This is a genomic window from Pseudomonas sp. S2_A05, from assembly GCF_054668485.1.
Genome location: NZ_CP162775.1, coordinates 1941037 through 1963166 on the forward strand (window position 1 = coordinate 1941037; position 22130 = coordinate 1963166).

Annotated in this window: 14 protein-coding genes; 2 read left to right on the forward strand and 12 right to left on the reverse strand. The window is 60.5% G+C overall.

The window, feature by feature from the left end:
• Positions 1-57: 57 nt before the first annotated feature.
• From AB4O12_RS08970 to AB4O12_RS09020, 11 genes are all read right to left on the reverse strand, one after another.
• Entirely contained in the window at positions 58-3135 is a 3078-nt protein-coding gene (locus tag AB4O12_RS08970) for an autotransporter domain-containing protein (protein WP_460061475.1), read from the reverse strand.
• A gap of 245 nt (positions 3136-3380) precedes the next feature.
• The gene (gene eprS / locus AB4O12_RS08975) at positions 3381-6326 is read right to left on the reverse strand and encodes an autotransporter serine peptidase EprS (RefSeq protein ID WP_460061477.1); all 2946 of its coding nucleotides are present in this window, start codon (positions 6324-6326) and stop codon (positions 3381-3383) included.
• Between the two features lie 872 nt (positions 6327-7198).
• Entirely contained in the window at positions 7199-8569 is a 1371-nt protein-coding gene (locus tag AB4O12_RS08980; RefSeq protein WP_460061480.1) for a TolC family outer membrane protein, read from the reverse strand.
• A gap of 2 nt (positions 8570-8571) precedes the next feature.
• Positions 8572-9921 (reverse strand): HlyD family type I secretion periplasmic adaptor subunit, encoded by a 1350-nt coding sequence (locus AB4O12_RS08985; RefSeq protein WP_236169040.1) that lies wholly within the window; start codon positions 9919-9921, stop codon positions 8572-8574.
• The gene (locus AB4O12_RS08990) at positions 9918-11690 is read right to left on the reverse strand and encodes a type I secretion system permease/ATPase (protein WP_236169041.1); all 1773 of its coding nucleotides are present in this window, start codon (positions 11688-11690) and stop codon (positions 9918-9920) included. Before AB4O12_RS08990 ends, AB4O12_RS08985 begins: the two co-directional genes overlap by 4 nt.
• 179 nt (positions 11691-11869) lie before the next feature.
• The gene (locus AB4O12_RS08995; protein WP_236169108.1) at positions 11870-12292 is read right to left on the reverse strand and encodes an AprI/Inh family metalloprotease inhibitor; all 423 of its coding nucleotides are present in this window, start codon (positions 12290-12292) and stop codon (positions 11870-11872) included.
• A gap of 91 nt (positions 12293-12383) precedes the next feature.
• A complete protein-coding gene (locus tag AB4O12_RS09000) occupies positions 12384-13829 on the reverse strand; it encodes a serralysin family metalloprotease (protein WP_095180087.1) in 1446 nt (481 codons plus the stop codon).
• Positions 13830-14292: 463 nt separating this feature from the next.
• The gene (locus AB4O12_RS09005; RefSeq protein ID WP_460061484.1) at positions 14293-15378 is read right to left on the reverse strand and encodes a polyamine ABC transporter substrate-binding protein; all 1086 of its coding nucleotides are present in this window, start codon (positions 15376-15378) and stop codon (positions 14293-14295) included.
• A 55-nt stretch (positions 15379-15433) separates the two neighbouring features.
• Positions 15434-15778 carry a cupin domain-containing protein gene (locus tag AB4O12_RS09010; protein ID WP_252867673.1) on the reverse strand — a complete coding sequence of 115 codons (345 nt, stop codon included), beginning with the start codon at positions 15776-15778 and terminating at the stop codon, positions 15434-15436.
• 31 nt (positions 15779-15809) lie between these two features.
• The gene (locus tag AB4O12_RS09015; protein ID WP_460061486.1) at positions 15810-17216 is read right to left on the reverse strand and encodes an NAD(P)/FAD-dependent oxidoreductase; all 1407 of its coding nucleotides are present in this window, start codon (positions 17214-17216) and stop codon (positions 15810-15812) included.
• 52 nt (positions 17217-17268) lie between these two features.
• On the reverse strand, positions 17269-18081 hold the full coding sequence (locus AB4O12_RS09020; RefSeq protein WP_460061489.1) for an AraC family transcriptional regulator: 813 nt from the start codon (positions 18079-18081) through the stop codon (positions 17269-17271).
• Between the two features lie 265 nt (positions 18082-18346).
• Between AB4O12_RS09020 and AB4O12_RS09025 the strand changes: the two genes are divergently transcribed.
• Positions 18347-18619 (forward strand): DUF1652 domain-containing protein, encoded by a 273-nt coding sequence (locus tag AB4O12_RS09025; RefSeq protein ID WP_041480416.1) that lies wholly within the window; start codon positions 18347-18349, stop codon positions 18617-18619.
• Between the two features lie 50 nt (positions 18620-18669).
• Here AB4O12_RS09025 and AB4O12_RS09030 read toward each other — a convergent pair whose 3' ends face one another.
• A complete protein-coding gene (locus AB4O12_RS09030) occupies positions 18670-21144 on the reverse strand; it encodes a UvrD-helicase domain-containing protein (protein WP_460061491.1) in 2475 nt (824 codons plus the stop codon).
• Between the two features lie 259 nt (positions 21145-21403).
• On the opposite strand from AB4O12_RS09030, the gene AB4O12_RS09035 reads away from it, so the two are divergent.
• On the forward strand, positions 21404-22099 hold the full coding sequence (locus AB4O12_RS09035; protein ID WP_016774845.1) for a pirin family protein: 696 nt from the start codon (positions 21404-21406) through the stop codon (positions 22097-22099).
• Positions 22100-22130: the final 31 nt, after the last annotated feature.

A 22130-nucleotide genomic window follows, 5' to 3' on the forward strand; every position in this document is an offset into this window, starting at 1 on the left:
TGCAGCGCTCCCTTTTCTTGAAAAACCGGCAGCCCGAGAAGCGCTGCCGGTTACGCCTCAGAACTGCCAGTCGAGAGTCAGACCGACGCCGTGATCTTTCTCGTTCGAGCCGATCAGGCCGTTGTAGTCGAGGTTGACCCGCACGTCGCGATTGAGCGCCAGCCCGGCGCGCACGCCCACCACAGCGGCGTCACGATCCATCGACACGCTCTGCACGGTGAACGCGCTGTTGCCGTTGGCGAAGGCCAGATGGCTGTCGGCATCGACGCTGCTCAGGTTGTGCTGCCAGCCGAGACTGGCGCCCAGTTCCAGCTGATGCTTGTCCGACACGGCAAAACTGCGCTTGGCGCGCACGCCGAGGGTCGACAGCACCACGTCGCGGTTGTCTTCACCACCCTTGAGCGCGGCAGCGTCACCCTTCTCGGTGAAGCTGTCGGTGTTGAGGTGCACGTAGGACAGATTGGCGAACGGCTCCAGGTTCATCGGTTGCAGGCCCAGATCGTATGCGGCCTCGGTGAACACTTGCGCGGTGGTCGCGTCACGTTTGGTTTTCTGTTTGCCGCTGACGTCGCCGAACTGCAGATCGCGTTTCACATCGATGCGATGCCAGCTGTAGGCGCCGCCGACGGTCAGGCGCAACGCGTCGATCTCATGGCCCAGATACGCACCCAAGTGGTAGCTGTCGACCGACGCCGACGAATGCGTGCCGCTGCCCATGCTCAACGAACTGTCGCTGTAACCGGTGACGAAACCGAGACGGGTATCTTCAGCAATCAGACCGTCGACACCAGCCAGCAGCCCGCCGATGGAGCTATTGGAATCGGCATTGTCGTGTCCGCCGTCACTCTCGCCCCACGAGCCGAGGACCTTGACCCAGACGTTGCTGCGATCATCAGTCGGCGCATTGGCATTGAACAGATCACGCTCACGCAGGCGCTCGCCGACGGCTTCGCGCAGGTAGCGGCTGTCGTTGATCAGCAGCGTGCCGACGGCCGGGTGAATCTCGCCGGACAACTGTTGAAAGGCCTGCTGCGCCGACGCCGCGTTGGGCGACAGCAACAGGGTTTCGAACAGCGCATTGCCCGCCCCCAGACGTTCGGCAGCCGCACCAACGGCGCGCTGGTTCGGCGTCAGACCGACGCTGGCGAACGATGCCTCATTGCGCCCCACCGCCAGCTGAATGCCGCCCGCCGAGTAATCCAGGGTGCCGCCAAGGAAGGCGTAATTCGGCAAGACCTGACCGAAGCGCCCTTCAATGCCGCCCGCCGCTTGCAGGATGTTGTAGCGAGTGCCGAGCAGGTTTTGCACTTCGCCGGTACTGAGCAAGGTCGGGCTGTTTTCCAGCGACAGGCTCACCGTGGCGCCGTCGATGATGGCTTTGCCGCCCGCAACGATCTGATCGCTGCTGGTTGGCGACAGCTCTACGGCGTAGGTCGAACCCGGCGCGAAGGTCACGTCACCGGCGACGTTCAAGGTGCCGATGGAGTTGCCCGGCGCCACCGTACCGCCGCTGTTCACTGCCAGCGCGCCGATGCGGCCATTGCCGCCGAGGATGCCGCCATTGTTGACGGTGACCGCCGATTGCAGCGAACCGTTGATGGCCAGTCGACCCTGATTGACCAGAGTCGGACCGCTGTAAGAGTTGTTGCCGGTCAGCACCAGGGTGCCGATGCCTTGCTTGGTCAGACCGCCGTGGCCGCCGATGTCGTTGCGCCAGGTGTCGAGGCCGCACGTGATGTCGCTGCACACGCGTTCGGTGGGTTTGCCCTGATCGATGATCGCACCGATGCCCGGCAAGTCAGCCACGAACTGGCCGGAGCCGTAAGCGCCCTGCACGCGGAATTCCTCGGGAATATCCTGCTCGGTCACGAACATCGCCGGGCCGTCGATGGCCTTGCGCAGGTTGATCATGCCCCAACCGTACAAGGCGTCGATGCCCGGTGCGCCGAGGTCGGTCGCAGTGGTGCGCAACACGCTGGCGACTTGGTCGCCGGACATATACGGGAAGCGCTCCATCAGCACGGCGATGGAACCAGCGACATGCGGCGCCGCCATCGAGGTGCCGTTGTAATTGGCGTAGCTGGTGGTCAGGTTGCCGGCGTTGGTGCCTTCGATGATCGAGCTGTAGATCTTGGTGCCCGGCGCCGAGACGCAGTAACTCGCCGTATAGCCGCAGCGCGAGGAGAACGTGCTGATCACGTACGGATTGGCGCTGGCGGTGTCCGGGTTCTGCTGCAACGCGGCGACGGTGATCCAGTTCGGCGCGATGTCCGGGACGAAATAACCCAGGCCGGCAATGGCATCGGGATTGTTCAGGTTGTAATCGTTGCCGGCGGCAAAAATGGTGACGATGCCGCTGCGTGCGGCGGCAATGGCGCCGTCGTAAGCGCCGCCGGGTTTGGTGCCGAGCAGCGTGCGGATTTCGTTGAACTGCAATTGCGCGTCGTTGACGGTGAAATGCGGATACGCCGGATCGCGGCCGCCGAGGTCGAAGCGGTCGGTGATGCCGATGCCCCAGCTGTTGTTGATGATCCGCGCCCCGCTGGCGATCAGCGCATCCCAACCGGCCTTGTACACCGCGCCGTCGTTGCCGCGCACGATGCCGTCTTCCGGGCCTGGGTCGCCGTTATCGGCGCTGATGATCTGCGCACCGAATGCAACACCGTGCATCACCCCGCCGTCGCGACTGCCCGCCGCGATGCCGCCGACGTGCGTGCCATGGGCGCCGAGCTTGCCGTTGGAGCCGACCGAGGGTGAACCGTCATAGAGGAACGCATCGCCGGCCTTTACCGGGATGTAAGGGTCGGTGTATTCGCGAATGCCGCTGGTGACCAGGGTGACGACTTTGTTGCTGCCGGAGAACTCCGGATGTGCGGCGTAGACCGGCTGATCGAAGATGCCCAGCTTCACGCCTTTGCCGGTGTAGCCGGCGGCGTAGGCGTAATCCGCGCCGATCGCGCCCAAGCCCCAGTCAGCCTTGAATTCATTGCTGCGCCAGCTCGACGGATCGCCGCTGCGGCCGTTTTCCGCGTAAGGCGCTGCCTGCGCCATCGCACTGGCACAGAGCATGGCGACTGTCAGGGTTTTCAGGGCAAAGCGGCCACCCGATTGCGCGGGGGTATTATTGTTATCCATCCACGACCTTCCTTAGTGATGTTGCGAAAAATCCGGTTGCCTTGATCGTTCCCACGCTCCGCGTGGGAATGCAGCCCGGGACGCTCCGCGTCCCATTGGAACGCGGAGCGTCCCTGAAGGCGTTCCCACGCAGAGCGTGGGAACGATCAATTCCCTTGCTGCACGTGGGAACGATCAGGTTTTGCGACTGCTGCGCAGTCGAGCGGGGATAAATCCCCTCGCCACGGTGACTCAAACACATGCAATCAGAACTGCCAGTTCAGGCTCAGGCCAACGCCATGCAGCTTCTCGCGGCTGGCCAGTTGGCCGTTGTAATCGAGGTTGACCCGCACGTCCTTGCTCAAGGCCAGACTGGCCTGCACGCCGACCAGTGCGGCATCGCGTACCAGCGCTGAGCTCTCCACGGAATACGGCGTGCCGCCGCTGGCAAAACGCAAATGCTGCTCCGATTCGATATCGCTGAGGCTGTGCTGCCAGCCGAGACGCGCGCTGACGTCCAGCGCTTGCTGGCTGGAAAGGTTGAAGGTTTTGCTCGCCCGCACGCCCAGAGTGCTCAGCACCACATCGCGCTGATCGCCCGAGCTTTTCAGCGCAGCGGCATCGCCCTTTTCGGTGAAGCCTTCGGTGTCCAGATGCAGGTAGGTCAGGTTGGCGAAAGGTTCCAGCGCCAGCGCTTGCAGTTGCAAGCGATACGCCGCTTCGCCGAAGACTTGGGTGGTGGTCGCGTCAACTTTGGCTTTCTGCTTGGCGCTGACCTCGTCGTATTGCAGATCGCGTTTCACATCGCCGCGATGCCAGCTGTAGGCCGCGCCAGTGCTCAAGCGCCAGGCGCCGAGATCGTGTGCGGCGTAAGTGCCGAGGTGATAGCTGTCGACTTTCGCCGAAGAATGCGTGCCCGAGCCCATGTTCAACGAGCTGTCGCTATAACCGGTGACCAGACCGATGCGGGTCTGCTCGTCCAGCGCGCCGTCGACCCCCGCCAGCAGGCCGCCGATCGAGGTGTTGTAGCCCGCCGTGTCGTGGCCCGAATCGGTACTGCCCCAGGCGCCGAGTGCTTTGATCCAGCCGTTGCTGCGGGTCGCCGATTCATCGTGCAGCCGCTCGCCGACCGCATCACGCAACTGGCGGCTGTCATTGATCAGCATCGTCCCCAGCGCCGGATAAATCTCGCCGCTCAGTTGCTGGAAGGCTTGCTGCGCCGAGGCCTGAGTCGGTGCACGAAGCACACTTTCGTAAACCGAATTGCCGGCGCCCAGACCTTCAACTGCAGCGGCCACCGAACGCTGGTTCGGCGTTTGCCCGACGCTGGCGAAGCTTGTGGCATTGCGCTGGATATTCAGCTGGATGCCGCTTGCGGCGTAGTCAAGGGCGCCGCCGATGAACAGGTAGTTCGGCACTACTGCAGCGAACTGCCCCTGCACGCCGCCGGCCGCTTGCAGGATGTTGTACTGGCGACCGAGCAGGCTTTGCGCTTCGGCGCTGCTGAGCAAGGTCGGGCTGTTTTCCAGCGCCAGGCTGACACTGGCGCCGCTGACGGTTGCCGTGCCACCGGCAACGATGCGGTCACTGCTGGTGGGCGATAGCTCGACGGCGTAAGTCGAGCCCGGGGCGAGTGTCACATCACCAGCGACGTTCAAGGTGCCGATGGAATTGCCCGGTGCAACCCGGCCGCCGCTGTTGGCGGTCAACGCGCCGATGCGTCCGGAGCCGCCGAGGGTGCCGCTGTCGTTGACGGTGACCGCTGAGGTCAGCGAACCGTTGACGGTCAGCAGACCGCCGTTGACGGTAGTCGGACCGCGATAGGTGTTTGCGCCACTGAGCAGCAATTGCCCGGCGCCGGACTTGATCAGGCTGCCCTCATACACCCGGTTTGCCGCTGCCGCATCACGCAACATGCCGACGGCGTAATCGGTCTGGTCCTGCTGACTGGCGCCGGCCGGGACACCGTTCTCCCAGCCTTTGTCCTGCAGGGTTTGCTGCCAGGCGCTGTGCTCGGCGAGGTCTTCGCGCTGGCGCTGGAGCAGCGCCTTGTCGGAGATGTCATTGCTCCAGACATCGCGCTGCCCTGCCCCCAGATTCGCGTCGAACGCACCGAGCAATTGTCCCGGCCCGCGCATCGCCCGATTGAGATTGGCGACGCCCCAACCGACGCGCTCGTTCGGTGCGTCGGTGACCGAGCCATCGAGCTGGGTGGCGGTGGTCAGCAGCACCTCGAGCGCCTGCTGATTGTTCATGTACGGATAACGTTCCATCACCAGCGCCAGGGCGCCGGTCGCGTGCGGCGCCGCCATCGAGGTACCGGACTTGATCGCATAACCGCCACCGGGAATGGTGCTGTCGATCTTCGCCCCCGGTGTGGTGATGCACCAGTATTTGGCGATGCCGCACTGGTTGTATTTCTGCTGATTGCTCTGATCGAGCCCGGACACCGCCAGCCAGTGACCTTCCAGATCCGGCTGAAAGTACGGCAGCGCCGAACGTACGCTGGCATTCGGGTAGCCGCTGTTGCCGGCGCTGAAGACATTGATCACGCCGCGCCGCGAAACATCGGCAGCGGCGTCGAGCCAAGTGCCATTGTTCCAGTGTTGCGCGTAGGCGGCGTGCAGATCCGCGAGAGTGCGGTAACTGACATCCGGCGGCTGACTGCCCCAACTGTTGTTGATCGCCCGCACCCCGGCATTGGCGAGGCTGTCGTAGACCGCTTTGAAATAACGCGGATCAGGGCTGGGGCCGAAGAGGAAACTGTCGTTCTTGTTGGTGTTGCCGACGTAGATTTGCGCGTTGTACGCCACCCCGTGCATGCCGCTGCCATCACGGGCGGCGCCCATGGTGCCGACCACGTGGGTGCCGTGGGAATCGTTGTTGGGGTTGAGCGTGCCGTCGACGTTGAACGCTGAGCCATCGACGTAGCTGCCGCTGGCGGTTACCGGGTGATAACGGTCGGCGGAGAATTCGGGGTGGGCGGCATCGAAACCGGAATCGAGCGCGCCGATTTTCACGCCCTTGCCGGTGATGCCGGCTGCGTAGGCCTGATCGGCCTGCATGCGTTCCAGGCCCCAGTCGCGCAAGAACTCGGCGCTGCGCCAACTGGCCGGATTGCCGGGCTGGCCGGGTTCCAGGTATTGGGCCTGCGTTGCCGAGGTCACCAGCAATAGCGTGCCGAGCGAAATCGGTTTGATGCGTACGTCCATGGTCATCATTCTCGTTTTTGTTGTTTTGTTCAGGGCTGATAGCGATGTCGCCCGTTCCCCTCACCCCAGCCCTCTCCCCGAGGAGAGGGAGCCGATTTGTGTTGATGTCAAAACCTGCGGCCTGCTCGGTCGCTCAAGTCGATGCAGCTATCGCAGGCCACTCGGTCAGTCCCCTCTCCCTCTGGGAGGGTCAGGGTGAGGGCTGTTGCGCGACCACAAATGCTTCGTCCACCCGCACCAGATCCTGCTCATTAACGTCTCGGTGCAAAGCCTCAGATCCTGCGGTGTCGCCCGTTTCCCTCACCCCAGCCCTCTCCCAAAGGGAGAGGGAGCCGACCGTGTTGTCTTCAGTTATTCAGCGACCTGGAAAACCAGTCGATTACGGATTCAGCACAGCTCGTTCAAATCGGTGCATCTCGCCAATCTCCCCGGATCGGTCCCCTCTCCCTCTGGGAGAGGGTTAGGGTGAGGGCTGTTGCGCGACCACAAATGCTTCGTCCACCCGCGCCAAATCCTGCTCATTAACGTCTCGGTGCAAAGCCTCAGATCCTGCGGTGTCGCCCGTTCCCCTCACCCCAGCCCTCTCCCAAAGGGAGAGGGAGCCGACCGTGTTGTCTTCAGTTATTCAGCGACCTGGAAAACCAGTCGATTACGGATTCAGCACAGCTCGTTCAAATCGGTGCATCTCGCCAATCTCCCCGGATCGGTCCCCTCTCCCCAGCCCTCTCCCAAAAGGAGAGGGAGCCGACCGTGTTGTCTTCAGTTATTCAGCGACCTGGAAAACCAGTCGATTACGGATTCAGCACAGCTCGTTCAAGTCGGTGTATCTCGCCAATCTCCCCGGATCGGTCCCCTCTCCCCCTGGGAGAGGGTTAGGGTGAGGGCTGTTGCGCGACCACAAATGCTTCGTCCACCCGCGCCAGATCCTGCTCATTCAGCGTCCCGGCGTAGTAATGCAATTTGGTCCAGGCCATCAGGTAGTCGTAGCGTGCCTGGGCCAAATCCCGGCGGGTGGTGAACAGTTGCTGCTCGGCGTTCAACGCATCGAGATTGGTACGTTCGCCGCCCAGAATGCTTTGTCGGGTCGAAACCACCAGCGCCTCGGCCGACTTCAAGGCCTTCTGATAAGCACGCAATTTGCTCACTCCGGACAGGCACGCGCTGAACTGTCGGCGCAGTTCGATCAAGGTTTCGCGGGTTTTGCCATCCAGTTCGTATTCGGCCTGTTCCATAGTGCGGCTGGCCTGACGTGTGGAGGCCGACACCCCGCCGCCGGCGTACAGCGGCACGCTGACTTCCAGGCCGATGGTGTTGGTTTCGTAGCGCTGGTTATAGGTATTACCGCTTTCGGACTCGTTGTCGCGCATCGAGGCATAAGCACTGACTTTCGGCAGATGCCCGGCGCGGTTGCGCTCGACTTCATAGCGCGCCACTTCCACGACCTGACGCTGCGAAGCGAGGTTCGGGTTGTTGCTGATCGCCAGTTCATGCCAGGTGTCGAAGTTGGCCGGTTGCAGGGTGAAGGTCTGAAATTGCTGACCAAGCGGCGCCAGATCGCCGATGTCCACTGCCGGCACGCCGACCAGCGCCCCGAGCTCACGCAAGGCGGCATCCTGCTCGTTGCGCGCTTCGATTTCCTCGGCAGTCGCCAGCTCATAGCGCGACTCGGCTTCGAGAATATCGGTGCGCGTGCCCTCGCCCTGCTTGAACATGTGTTCGTTCTGCTGGAACTGTTGCTCGTAGGCCTTTTTCTTCGCCTGGGCGATGTCGATCTGGTCCTGGGCGAACAAGGCTTTGGTGTAGTTATCCAGCACTCGCACCAACAGTTCCTGACTCTTGCCGCGAAAGGCTTCGTCGGCAAACAACGACTGCGCCACGCCTTTGCGATACGCCGCGTAAGCTTCGTAATCAAGCAGCGGTTGCTGCACCGTCAGCGCCGAGCCGTAACTGTTGTAGTTGCGCTCATCGGTGCGGTTGCGCGCGCGATCATCCAGAGACGTAGCCTTGGACGAGTTGCGGCCCTTGTTGTAGGTGTAGCCGATCCGTGGCAGCAACCCGGCGCGGCCAATCGCGCGGTTTTCCAGGCCAGCATCGCGCTCCTTGATTGCACCGAGAAACACCGGATCGTTGCGCAATGCCTGCTCGTAGATCTCAAACGGCCCCATGGCCGCGACTGCCGAGTGACTCGCGAGCAGCGTCATTGCGGCCCCCAGCATGCAAAGCTTTTTCATACAGCCGAACATCCTTATTCCTCGGTCAACGCAGAACCGGCGCGATCGAGCAGCGGTTTGAACAAATAGTTGAGGAGTGAACGCTCACCGGTGCGCACGAACATTTCCGCCGGCATACCGGGCTTGATCACCAGGCCGTTGAGCTTTTCCATGGCCTGATCGCTGACGCTGCTGCGCAACACGTAATACGGCACGCCGGTTTTCTCATCGACCATCTGGTCGGCGGAGATCAGGCTGACTTCGCCGGGCACGCGCGGGGTTTTGCTCTGGTTGAACGCGGTAAATAGAATGTCCACCGGCAAATGCGTGCCGACCTTGTCGATCAGGTTAACCGGCAAGTGCCCCTCCACTTCCAGGGTGGTGCCTTGCGGAACGATCTCCAGCAGGGTTTCGCCCTGACGCACCACGGCGCCTTCGGTGTGCACGCCGAGGTTGACTGCCACGCCATCGGCGGTGGCGAGGATCTCGCTGTGTTGCAGGTCGAAACCGGCGGAGGTCAGCTGTTCGGACAGCGTCACGCTTTTGAGCTGCGCATCGGCCAGTTGCGTGCGCACTTCCTTCTGGTATTCCTCGCCGTGCTGCTGCAACTTCAGGCGCGATTCAAGGATGCCCTGCTCCACGCGCCCGCTTTCACCGGTGTTTTCCGCCAGTTGCTGCTGCACTTGCGACAGTTGCCGCTGGTAGTCCATCAAGCGGTTGCGCGGGATGTAGCCGTTGTCGGCCAGCGGTTGCAGGTTGCTCAATTGTTGCTGCAAGGAACTGGCCTGGGCATTGAGGTCGCTGCGGGCGCGGCGCATGCCGGCCAGTTGTGCGGTGGCGCCTTCGATATTGGCGCGCAGTGCCGCTTGTTCCCGGGAGAAGGCTTCGCGGCGGCTGCTGAACAGTTGCCGCTGGCCTTCCAGCACCAGCGCCAGGCGCGGGTCCGGGTCGTTGCTCAGCTCGGCCGGAAAGCTGACTTGCTTGAGGTTGTCGCGCTCGGCTTGCCAACGCGCGAGGCTGGCCCAAGCCATGCGGTACTGCGCCTGTAGCGATTGCACGTCGGCAGCCACTTGCGTCTGATCAAGGCGGAACAACGGCTGGCCCTGCTTCACGATCTCGCCTTCGCGCACCAGAATCCGGCTGACCACGCCGCTGCTCATCGACTGCACGGCCTTGCGCTTGCCCGAGACCACCACCGTGCCCTGCACCGGAATGCCCTGATCCAGCGGCGCCAGTGCCGCCCAGGTGAAGAAACTGCCAGCGCCGACGATGGCCAGAATCCAGCCCATGCGCGCGAAGAATTTCGCATCGCGCTCCGGGCGCTCGGTGAGGTAGGCGTGTTCCATGTTCGCTTCGTTTTCAGTGTTCATGCTGGCGCTGCTCATACACCCGAATTCCTTGTCGAGGGCTGATACTGCCGGCTCATGCTGAGCCCGCCCGGTGTTTGTGCGGCTTTTTCACGTTGCTGTTCGTGCTGGCCGGAAAGTGCCTTGAGCACGTCCTGACTCGGGCCGAACGCCTGCAAGCGGCCATCGTTGAGCACCAACAACTTGTCAGCCTGAGCCAGCACCGAAGAACGATGGGTGACCAGAATCACCGTGGTGCCTTGCGCCTTGAGTTGCGCAATGGCGCTGGCCAGAGCGGCTTCGCCGACGGTGTCGAGGTTGGAATTGGGTTCATCGAGCACCACCAGACTCGGCGTGCCATATAGCGCGCGGGCCAGGGCCACGCGCTGTTTCTGGCCACCGGACAAGCCGCTGCCGTCCTCGCCCAGTTGCGTGTCGTAACCTTGCGGCAGGCGCAGGATCATCTCGTGGACACCGGCCTGTTGCGCGGCGGTGACGACTTTTTGCGGGTCGGCTTCGCTGAAGCGCGCAATGTTCTCGGCGATGCTGCCGCTGAACAACTCGATGTCTTGCGGCAAATAACCAATGTAGGGGCCGAGCTGGTCGCGGTTCCAGCGGTGAATATCAGCGCCATCGAGGCGCACCGTGCCGCCCAGAACCGGCCACACGCCGACCAGCACTCGAGCCAGCGTCGACTTGCCCGAGCCTGAAGCGCCGAGCACACCGAGCACTTCGCCAGCGCCCAGCGTGAAATTGACCATGTGCAAAGTGGCCGCACGCTGCCCCGGCGGGCCGGCGCTGACTTGTTCGAAGCTGATCTGGCCTTTCGGTGCCGGCAGTGCCATCGCCTCGTCGCTAGGCGGAAACGCCTGCAACAACGCATCAAGGCGCCGGTAAGCCAGCTTCGCCCCACTCCACTGCTTCCAAACGGCGATCAACTGATCGATCGGGCTCAGTACGCGCCCCATCAGGATCGAACCGGCGATCATCATCCCCGCAGTCATGTCGCCCTTGATCACCAGCAACGCGCCCAGGCCCAGCACCAGGGATTGCAGGCATAGACGCAAGGTCTTGCTCAGCGAACTGATCACCGCGCCGGTGTCGCTGGCCTGGTTCTGCAAGCCGAGAAAGCGCGAATGCACCCCGAACCAGCGCTTGCGCAGCGAGCCGAGCATACCCATCGCCTGAATGGTTTCGGCGTTGTGTAAGTGGCTGGTAGCCAACTGACTCGACTGCTGGGAAAAACCGGCGGCTTCGCCCAGCGGTTTTTTGGTCATGTATTCGTTGAGGCAGGCCAGTGCGATCAGCAGCAACGCGCCTGCCGTGGCCAGCACGCCAAGCCAGACGTTGAACAGGTAAATGACAAACAGATAGACCGGGAACCACGGCGCATCGAAGAAGGCGAACAGCGCCGGTCCGGTGACAAACTGGCGAATGTGGGTCAGGTCGCCCAGCGACTGCCCGGCGTTACCCTCGCCCTTGAACAGGTTGCGCTCGAACGCGGCCTGATAGACGCGCAGATTGAAGCGCCGCTCCAACTGGCTGCCGATGCGGATGACGATAAAGCTGCGGATCACTTCCAGCAGGCCGATGAAGGCGAAGAACCCGACCACCATCAACGACAGCATCGCCAGAGTGGTTTCGTTCTGTGACGACAGCACCCGATCGTAAACTTGCAGCATGTAGATCGACGGCACCAGCATCAGCACGTTGATCAACGCAGTGAAACAACCGACGCTGATCAGAATGCTTTTATAGTCGCCCAATGCCTTGATTAACGGAGCGGCCGGAGACTTCGCCATCTTCATTGATTCTTCCTGAGTTCATAGTCTCGTCGGTGCGGACGAGCATTCCATTGATATTTCGCGTACCTGCCAAAGATCATTTGCAAGTAGTGCTTACAATTTCATAACAAGTTGATCGGCTTCGCGGTTATAACGCTCAGTTATCGCAGTACATCAACTTCGCGCAACTACCCAGCCACCGCTTAGTGCCCGACGCGTTCGAGCAAGATAAGCAATTGCGAATTCAACCTGCTTGTGTAAGAGCCATCCCCCCGGCGGCTGAAAAAGGCGATTTTCGAACCCTCCTTGCCAGTGATGGCAATGCCATCGGGTTCTGGAAACCAGCCAATCGGGGCTTCGCTCAACCACGCGCCCAGACAATCGGCGCCCTCGCCCAAGGTCTTGTTTGGCGCAAGATCGACAACGCAAGTGTTCGACGGCTTGTCTTGCAGCAACCGCGTTTCAGGTGTGTCGTTGTGACCGGTCAATGTGGCCTGCCAGCGCCCGGCGAATGCCGAGGGTTCTTCGAGTCTGAGGCTGCTTGCCATGCTTGTCGCTCCGGTCATCATCAGCGTGACTGCCATCAGCCATGCCATCGTCGTGTCAGTTAAAACGTATCGAGTCATAGGAAATTTCACTTCCGCTCGTAGCCTTGCTCGGGGATCAGGCCGATGCAAGCGAAGAAAGCGACGCACGAGGCGCCGCTTTCCTTTCACATCACGCCACGATGTCGCTGGTCGCAGCCTGGCCCACGGTGCTGACGATGAAGTCAGCCACGCCATGCCCGGAGAAATCCACCGACAACAGGCTATTGCCGCCCGACGAGGTCAACACTGCGTCGCCGGCCGAACCGGTGAAGCTGTTGACGAAGTGCAGGCCCGCACCGTTGGTGATGCCGGTCAGGTCGATTTTGTCCAGACCGCTGACGAAATCGAGGATCTGATCGATCGCACCCGGCTTGGAGTCCGAGCTGGCGGCGAACACGAAAGTGTCCGAACCGGCGCCGCCCCACAGCTTGTCGGCACCGCCAGCGCCGTACAGGATGTCGTTGCCGGCACCGCCCTTCAGCTCGTTGGCCACGCTGTTGCCGATCAACAGATCGCTGCCCGAACCGCCAATCGCGTTCTCGATGACCGCGCCCTTGGCGATCGACACGTTACCGACCATGCCGCCAACGTCGGAGAACGAAGCGCTGTTGAGGTTGATCTTCTGGTTCTGGGTGAAACCGGAGAAATCCAGGGTGTCCTTGCCGCCGGCATCCCAGACCGAGAACACCACTTTGTCGCTCGACGACGACGCGCTGAGGAAATCGCGGCCGGTATTGGAGTTGAAGCCGTAGGTGGTGTCGCCGGTGCGGGTGGTGGTGTTGGCGCCGTAGAGTTTCTGGATGGCTGCGATGTCGTCCATCAGCGGGCCGGACGAATAGGCTTCGACGCCGCCCTTGCTGAAGTTCTGGTTGGTGTTGCTCTCGCTCCAGTAACTCATGACGCTGTAGCCACGGGTGTCCTGGCCGTAGGTCGCGTCGTTGTAGGTCGGGTTGCCGTTGCCGGCGTTGTAGTCGCCAGGGTGAGCAAGGCCCAGGGTATGGCCGATTTCGTGGGTCAGGGTCTGACGACCGTAGTTGTTCAGATCCGGGTTCTTGTTCTGCGTGTAACCGCTGTTGATCAAGTACCACGAGGTGCCGTCATAACCGGCGCCGGTCCCCGGCAGATAGGCAAACGCCGCAGCGCCATCCTGGCCACCGCTGTAATTACCGAAGGTCATATGCCCGTCGCCGCCCGAGGCTCTCTCGGTGAAAGTGACATTGGCCACATCGGCCCAGGACTGCATGGCGAGCTTGGCCTGCGCCTGTTGCTGCGCGCTGAACTGACTGAACCCGGTGATCCCGTGCTTGTTCATCGTGCTGTTCGAGGCCGAGGTCAGGAACGTATAGGTGAGTTCGATCTTGCCGCTGCTGTCCTTGTCCTGGTAGGCAGCGCCGTCACGCAGCAATTGCGTAGCCGCCTGGTCGACGGAGTACGAGGGTTTGCCATTGACCGTGAGGTTGCCGCCACGGTCGTACTGATGGCTGAAGCTATTGATCTGGTTGTACGCCGAGCTGAAGGCAGCCAGCTGGAAAGCCTGTTCGGCGGAATCAACAGCATTGGTTTTAACTTTCGACATAAACACACTTCCTTGTTTAGCAATGGAACAGTTTTTGTCCGACAGGACGATCTTTGGCGAGATCGTCCTATCACTCGCCCAATGAAGGCGTAACGAACCTGACACAATTGGAAATCTGTCGTAAAGGATTTTTTTGCGATCCAATTTGGTGGTATCAGGAAACTGCCGTAAACAAAGCGTGCGGGGAGGAAAGATTGTTTTTAGTTGCGATGAGGGCGGAAATTGTCTGACGATTTTCTATTTAAATATTAAATATCGCTAAGTTTGAATTTGTTGGGCAAGTCACACTTTCAGTCAGCGGTGCCAGTGCTTTGATATCAACTATGCTGATTCATTGAATAACAAATGTGGGAGCGAGCCTGCTCGCGAAGGCGCCAAGCCAGTCAACATAAGAGTCGAATGACAAACCGCTTCGCGAGCAGGCTCGCTCCCACAGGGGTCTTGTACGTTGGCCTGAAAAAACTCAGCTGCCGGTACGAATCTTGTTCCAAACCCGCGTCCGGATCCGGTCGATATTCAGCGGCATCGCTTCCAGCGCGAACAGCTTGCCCATCATTTCCGCACTCGGGTAAACCTTGGTGTCGTTCTTGATCGCCGGATCGATGAGCGTGTCCGCCTGTTCGTTGCCATTGGCGTAATGCACGTAATTGGTGATGCCGGCCATGACATCGGGGCGCAGCAGGTAGTTCATGAAGGCGTAGCCGGCCTTTTCGTCCGGTGCGTCGGCGGGCATGGCGACCATGTCGAACCAGATGGCCGCCCCTTCCTTGGGAATCGCGTAACCGATCTCGACGCCGTTCTTGGCTTCCTTGGCGCGGTTCTCCGCTTGCAGGATGTCGCCGGAAAAGCCGACTGCTACGCAGATGTCGCCGTTGGCCGGGTCACTGGTGTACTTCGAGGAATGGAAGTAGCTGACGTAGGGCCGCACTTTCATCAGCAAAGCTTCGGCTTTTTTGTAGTCTTCGGGATTCTTGCTGTGGTGTGGCAGGCCGAGGTAGTTAAGTGCCGCCGGGAGCAGTTCCGGGCCGTTGTCGAGGATCGCCACGCCGCACTTTTGCAGTTTTTCCATGTATTCGGGTTTGAAGATCAGATCCCAGGAATCCACCGGCGCGTCGTCGCCCAGCACCGCTTTGACCTTGGCGATGTTGTAGCCGATGCCGGTGCTGCCCCACAGATAAGGGAAACCGTGCTCGTTGTTCGGGTCGTTGGTCTGCAAGGCTTTGAGCAGTGCCGGGTTGAGGTTCTTCCAGTTCGGCAACTGACTCTTGTCGAGTTTCTTCAGCGCCCCACCCTGAATCTGCCGCGCCATGAAGTGGTTCGACGGGAACACCACGTCGTAACCGGATTTGCCGGTCATCAATTTGCCGTCGAGGGTTTCGTTGCTGTCGTAGACGTCGTAGGTGACGCCGATGCCCGTGTCTTTCTGGAAATTCTTCGTGGTGTCCGGGGCGATGTAGTCGGACCAGTTGTAGACCTTGACCGTCTCGGCCGCGTGACTGACGGAAGCGGCCAGCAGCAGCGGCGCCAATGCGAGGGTTTTCTGGATCATGGGGCGATTCCTGTATGGGCTTTTTTTGTTGGCAGGCAATCAAAGGATCGAACAATCAGAAAATCAGCACGTAGCTCTTGCGCACGGTTTCCTGGATATCCCAGATCCCGAGCGTGTTGGCTGGCAACATCAGTGCGTCGCCGCCTTGTATGTGCAGGGTTTCGCCGCCACCGTCGGGGGTGAAGGTGCAGCGCCCGGAAATGAAATGGCAGAACTCCTGCGCGGTGATCTGCCGCCGCCAGCGGCCCGGGGTGCATTCCCAGACGCCGGTTTCAACGCCGTCATCGCGCTCGACGCTGGTGGTCGAGGCAATTGCGACGGGCTCGCCGAGGGGCACGGCGACCGGGTTGGACTCCTCGAGTTCGAGCGCGGCGGTGTTCTTGAATTGGGTGATGCTCATGACGTGACCTGTTTATTGAGGGAAACGGCGTTTAGTGCATGAAACCTTCCATGAACCCGGCGACTTGGCTGGCGAGCTTGCGCCGCCAGGGCGCAGTCGCCGGATTGGCCAGCGTCTGGTCTTCATGCACGAAACTTTTGATGATCGCGTTGTAGCCGAGCCAGCGGCATGGCTCTGGCTCCCAGGCACGCAGCGCGTGAATGCCACCGTCGGGCAGGACCCACGGTTGTTGGGTCAGCTCGCTGTCGCGCTCGAGAATCAGATCGGCCAGGGTGCGCCCGCCAAGGTTGCTGGCGCCGACGCCCTCGCCGCCGTAACCGCCCGATAGCGCGATGCCGTTGGCGCGGTCGCAAAGCATGTGCGGCTTGAAATGGCGCGACATGCCGAGGTTGCCGCCCCAGGCGTGGGTGATTTGCACGTTTTTCAGCTGCGGGAACAGTTCGCCGAACAGATAGCGGCGCAACTCGACTTCATCGCGAGTGAGGTTGAAGTCATGGCGTAGCTTGCCGGCGAACTGATAACCGCCACGGGCGCCGAAAATCAGGCGGTTGTCGGCACTGCGCTGGCCATAGGTGACTTGACGGCTGAACTCACTGAAGGCTTGCCCACGATTCAGGCCGATTTCGTCCCAGGTCGCGGCGGACAGCGGCTCGGTGGCGACGATCAGGCTTTGCACCGGCAGCTGATAGCGGCCCAGCGGCGGCAACGTCACCGAATAGCCTTCTACGGCCGGGACGATCCAGCGGCTGCGCACGCTGGCCTTGGCGGTGCGCAAACTGCCAGTTTGCCAGTGGGTAACCGGGCTGTTTTCGTAGATTTTCACGCCCATCTGCTGCACGGTCCGCGCCAGGCCACGGACCAGTTTCGCCGGGTGAATGGTCGCGACATGGGGAGCGAAGATGCCGCCGTAGGGCTTGGCTACGCGGATCTGCTGAGCCAGTTGCTCGGGACTCAGCCAGCGGTAATCGTCGTCAGTCAGACCTTGGGCATGCAGCTTGCTCAGGTAATCGCGCAGAACGGTTTCCTGCTCTGGGTAGCGCGCAGCACAATAAAGCACCCCGCCCTTGCGGTAATCGCAGTCGATGCCTTCGCGTTCAACGACGATCTCTACTTCATCAGGAATGCTGTGCAGCAGATCAAACGACGCCCGCCGTTGCTGCGGCGATAAGCCTGCGAGCAAGCGATCCTCGCCCAGCAAATTCCCCATCAGCCAGCCGCCATTGCGTCCGGACGCACCGAACCCGGCGGTTTGCGCCTCGATGATGGCGATATCCAGGCCGGGCGCCTGTTTTTTCAGGTAGTACGCCGTCCACAGTCCGGTGTAACCGGCGCCGATGATCGCCACGTCGACATCCAGATCCCGCTCCAACGCAGGGCGCGCCAGCAGCGGCTCATCGAGCTGATCCATCCACAAACTGATCGTGCGCCACGCCGACATGCCAGACTCCGCCACTGAAAACCTTCGATGGCGTCGATCCTAGTGGCTGCCTTCAGTGGATGTCTTGCGCGCGTGCCCGCAGAGAAATTTGTTTGGCGTAGGCCTTGGGCGACTGGCCGGTGTGATCGCGAAAGCATTTGTAAAACGCCGACAGCGAATTGAAACCGGCGGCAAACGCCAACTCGTCGACGCGCAATGGCGGTGCGGCGCTGTCCAGTGCACGCAGCAAATGCTGCAGGCGCGCCTGGTTGACGTAGCGATAAAAGCTTTGCCCGAGTACCTGATTGAGCAGATAGGAAATCTGATTGCGGCTGTACCCGCACTCCTTCGCCACCCTTTGCAGGTCAAGCTCAGGGTCCAGATAAGGCTGCTGCTTCTCGAAATACTGCTGCAGGTCTTCGGCCATGAAGCTCAGTTGGCGCGGTGACAGACCGAGACGACTGACCGCCGGACGGCTCGGTGCCGAACTGCCGTCGGTTTGGGTACGCACCAGCGAGGCGTATTCATTGACGCGCCATATCAGGCCGTCCTTGACCGTGATCGCTTCGCTGGAACGGAACGACACCAAACCATCGCCGCCACGCAAGGTCACTTCGTACTGAATGAACGCGGTATTGCCATCCACCCGAATGCGGTCGCAATGCTCGAGCAGTTCGTCGGATTCTCGCGGCATGCTCACGCGCACGTACTCGCGTAACTCATCCAGTCTGAGTACGCGATTCTGAAAGAAATCGTTGTACTGGATATCGGCGTGATAAAGCGCCATGACGCTGTCCAGATCCCGGTGTTTCCAGCTCAGGTGATAGCGCATGACCGTGGCGGCCGTGGCCTGGGTCTGTTCTGGGCCGTCTTCATCGGCGTGCATAAGCGGCTCGGCGAAAAAGAACCGAGCTTGCCCAACTTCCTCTGCCGCTTCAATGAAAAATCCATGGTGGCGTTTTGGCGATAATCGATGAGCCAGTGACTTACATCAAAAAATGCGAATCAATCGCTAAACGGACTGAAAAAACTCACAGTTTTTTCACACACGGATGCTACTTTTAAAGCTCAAGCACTGGTTGAGCCAATGAAGGCTCTTCCCACCTAACATGAGCAAAAGGAAGCGCTCGATGAAGCAGGCGGGCAACACCATGAATAAAGGGTTCAGCAAAGTCACCTTTCCAAACGCTTGCCAGCTGATGCGCTGGCATTTCCATCCCATGGGTTTCGAGGCGACGATGGATGCGCCGGGCAGCCTGATCGCCCGTCTGTTTGATCGTGCCAGCGGCGAAACCATGATCGCCATCGCTGGCATTCCCTGCGCAACGGTGATGAACGCGGCGGACGTCGAGCGCATCATCGAGGCCATCGAAGATGAGCTGGAAGCTTTCACTCCTCCGGAATCTCTCAAGAACTACGCATAACCGCCTGATTTAAAACAAAAAGCCCGCAGCGATGCGGGCTTTTTTATTGATCAGGCGCTGGCCTCCTCGGTTCGATGATCGACGAAGAACGGCTTGCCCTTGGCAACTCGATCCGATGCCCTCGGCATGTTTACCGCTTGGGTTTCCTGCGGTTCGACGTACCAGTAGCAATGGCTGACGGCGCGCGTGATACCAACGTAGGCAAGGCGCAGGATTTCGTCTTTTTGCGCATTGTCGTACGGCTCGCTATCGCCACTTTTGCCCAATCCCGCCATGCGATACACCTGGTTCTTGTACGGAGAACTGGTCAGATGCTGACAATCACCCAGCAGGAATACCGCATCAGCCTGCAAGCCTTTGGCGCTGTGATAGGTCAGCTGTTTCAGCCGCCGCGCCTCATAGGGCAAGCTCGAATCCACGTTAAGTACAGGCTGAATATGCTGCTCAATCAATAACTTATCGCTGCTTTTTCGATAGAGCATCAGGATTGAATCTCCCCGCCGGTAATGCTCGGCCAGGCGCTGCCCCAATGCTTCATCATCCCGTTCAAGCACGTTTACCGGGTGAAGCGGCTTGGGCTCACCACTGGCCTTGGCCTTCTTGCCTGCGATCGCCGGCGCTGCACGGACAATGTGTTCAGCGGCGTCGATGATGTGCTGGTGGCTGCGGTAGTTGTCACTGAGCATGACCCGCGTGGTGCTCGGCGACGGAAATTCCTTGTTGAACTCCATGAAGTAACTCGGAGAACTGCCGCGCCAGCCGTAAATCGACTGCCAGTCATCACCGACGCACAATAGCGACGACCGCTGCGCCCCTCGCCCAACGTGCATGGCCGGGCCACGGCTGCGGATTTCATTGAGGCTGGCGCGAATCCACGAAACGATCTGCGGCGATACGTCCTGGAATTCGTCGATCATCAAATGCGCCATCGGCCGCAGCAACTCATCGCTGAGCAGCTTGAGGTTGTCCGGCGAGTGTTCGCTGAACAACGCGAACATGCGGTTGTAGGTCATCACTGGCGGTTTCTGATCCAGCAGGTGATCTTCAAATGCGCGCCAGAACAGGCTCAGGGCCTCAAAGAAAAAACGATCAGGATCGTCCTTGGCGAAGCTCATCCGGCTGACCGCGTCCGGCACATCCAGGCCGAGGTTTTCGATGAAGCCCGCCGCGGCGACAAAACAGTCCAGCAATGGCGAGGATGCCAGCTCGCCCTTGACCTTGTAATCAAATCCGGGACCGGCGCTAGCATCTCCGGCCAACGTCGCAAGAACGCGCCTGGATGACTCGTAACTATCCATCCATATCAATGGCTTACGGCAGAAAGCTTGAAACAGGGTGCGCTTGACCGCCCACTCTGCACGGACACTCAGCTTGGCGTTGGGTCGGGTCAGCTGGGCGTTTTCCTTGGGATCAAAGCCGAGCACCACCCAGGCATCGAGGCTGGGAATATAGCCGTGAGCGTGGAACTTCGAGCCATTGATTTCGAAGGCCTGCCGATTCGGCTCGATGCCTTTAATGGGCCACGCCCCTGCACGAAACCATAAATCTTCAATCACATCGCAGAGCTCTTCATCGCGCTTGGCCGCCAGTTCGGTGACCGCCATGCGTTTCTGCACATCGGGGTGGTCGCGTTCCAGTTCCTTTAATTGCAAACCCGCGCGGGACAGCGGCTGGATCAATTGGCGGAAACGCTCATCCTCGTTGAACAAGCGGTGGTAGCAGGCATTGAGTTGCTGCCGTTGCGCGTCGTTGATCCGCAGGTCAAACGGATTGCTGTCGACCTCCTCTGCGCCACTTTGCGGGCGATCGCTGAGGTTCTCGAAGGCCTGCAAGCGCTCGAAACCCGGCAGGCTGCGCACCATCGGCAGGATGCGCGAGTGGAAGGTTCGCACCAGTTCGCGCGCCTGCTTGAGGTTCAACGGCTGACCCCACAGCGTGAATATTTCGATGAGCTTGTTGATGAAGTCCTTGCGCGATTCACGGGTGAAGGTCACCACAGTCATCGAATCCAGCTCAAAACCCAGATAATGGCTGAGTAACAGAATGCGCAGCACCAGCGTGGTCGACTTGCCGGCGCCCGCACCGGCGACCACCGAGGTGGACGGCGTATCGCTGAAGATCATTTTCCATTGCGCGGCGCTGGGCTGGGCGTGGGCCGGGAGCAAACGAGCGACGTCAGCCTTGATGCGTTTTTTCAATTCGGCGGTGAGCGGCAGGCGCCAGTCATCGAACAGGTGGTTATCGACGCTGGGCGGCCGATGCTCGGTGTTGCGGCTGTCGCGAATCAGCAGAACCTGGCGGCCTTCCTCCAGACCCTCAAGCTTGCCCTCCCTGAAACCATATTCGACGCCGGCGGTGTGCCCGCTGCGAAATCCGTCGGCTTGCCCGTGCAGCCACGATGCCCGGTGTTGGGCGCGCAGCTTGGTCAACCCGTGACCAAAGAATCGCGCGGCCAGACGCTTGAACCAAGGCATCTCGGCCAGTGGACGAAGTTCAGGGGGAAGATCGGGGGTGTGTTGCGCCACGCTGACGGACTCCAGGGTGTGAGGCTGTGGCGGCTATGGTGTCTGGATTTGCTGATGAGTTCTAGCGAAATGCTTACAGGTCATCGGTTTAGGCGACGAATTGAAAGTCGGATGAGACGATTTTGAGGCAAATTCCTATCAAATAACCTGATCATGATGCGGCAGTTTTTGCGCTTTTTATCGATGATTGGCTGATAGATGATCGTCGTCATCAACCACGGGGCCCGCCCCCTGACGAACCTAATTTAAGGAGACGATCATGCTTGAACTCAGACCCTTCAGCTCGCTGGGCGGCGCCCATCATGGCTGGCTGGACGCGCATCACCACTTTTCGTTTGCTGAATACTACGATCCGCAGCGTATGAGCTGGGGCAATTTGCGCGTGTGGAACGACGACATCATCGCCGCAGGCACCGGTTTCCCGCAGCATCCGCACCGCGACATGGAAATCATCACTTACGTGCGTGAAGGTGCCATCACGCACCAGGACAATTTGGGCAACAAGGGCCGCACCGAAGCCGGTGACGTACAAGTGATGAGTGCCGGCACCGGCATCGCCCACAGCGAGTACAACCTAGAAGACAAGGAAACCAAGATCTTCCAGATCTGGATTCTGCCGACCGAAACCGGTGCGCCGCCGTCGTGGGGCGCCAAACCGTTTCCCAAAGGCGAGCGCGAAGGTTTTGTCACATTGGCCAGCGGCAAGGACGGCGACGATGAAAGCCTGCACATTCGCGCCAATGCGCGCCTGGTGGCGGCGAACATCAAGGCCGGTGAAACCGCCGAATACCGGCTCGACGAAGGGCGTCGCGCCTATCTGGTTCCGGCCACCGGCGTGATCGAGGTCAATGGCTTGCGTGCCCAAGCGCGTGACGGTGTGGCGGTAGCCCATGAGCAAGTGCTGACGGTCACGGCGATCGAGGACAGCGAGATCGTACTGGTCGACCTGGCTTGATCGGCAAGGCAATAAAAAAGGGCAACCATTA

Coding starts and splice junctions, on each gene's coding strand:
- AB4O12_RS08970 (WP_460061475.1), bottom strand. CDS start 3,135: ATGGATAACAATAATACCCCCGCGCAATCGGGTGGCCGCTTTGCCCTG.
- eprS (WP_460061477.1), bottom strand. CDS start 6,326: ATGGACGTACGCATCAAACCGATTTCGCTCGGCACGCTATTGCTGGTG.
- AB4O12_RS08980 (WP_460061480.1), bottom strand. CDS start 8,569: ATGTTCGGCTGTATGAAAAAGCTTTGCATGCTGGGGGCCGCAATGACG.
- AB4O12_RS08985 (WP_236169040.1), bottom strand. CDS start 9,921: ATGAGCAGCGCCAGCATGAACACTGAAAACGAAGCGAACATGGAACAC.
- AB4O12_RS08990 (WP_236169041.1), bottom strand. CDS start 11,690: ATGAAGATGGCGAAGTCTCCGGCCGCTCCGTTAATCAAGGCATTGGGC.
- AB4O12_RS08995 (WP_236169108.1), bottom strand. CDS start 12,292: ATGACTCGATACGTTTTAACTGACACGACGATGGCATGGCTGATGGCA.
- AB4O12_RS09000 (WP_095180087.1), bottom strand. CDS start 13,829: ATGTCGAAAGTTAAAACCAATGCTGTTGATTCCGCCGAACAGGCTTTC.
- AB4O12_RS09005 (WP_460061484.1), bottom strand. CDS start 15,378: ATGATCCAGAAAACCCTCGCATTGGCGCCGCTGCTGCTGGCCGCTTCC.
- AB4O12_RS09010 (WP_252867673.1), bottom strand. CDS start 15,778: ATGAGCATCACCCAATTCAAGAACACCGCCGCGCTCGAACTCGAGGAG.
- AB4O12_RS09015 (WP_460061486.1), bottom strand. CDS start 17,216: ATGTCGGCGTGGCGCACGATCAGTTTGTGGATGGATCAGCTCGATGAG.
- AB4O12_RS09020 (WP_460061489.1), bottom strand. CDS start 18,081: ATGCACGCCGATGAAGACGGCCCAGAACAGACCCAGGCCACGGCCGCC.
- AB4O12_RS09025 (WP_041480416.1), top strand. CDS start 18,347: ATGAATAAAGGGTTCAGCAAAGTCACCTTTCCAAACGCTTGCCAGCTG.
- AB4O12_RS09035 (WP_016774845.1), top strand. CDS start 21,404: ATGCTTGAACTCAGACCCTTCAGCTCGCTGGGCGGCGCCCATCATGGC.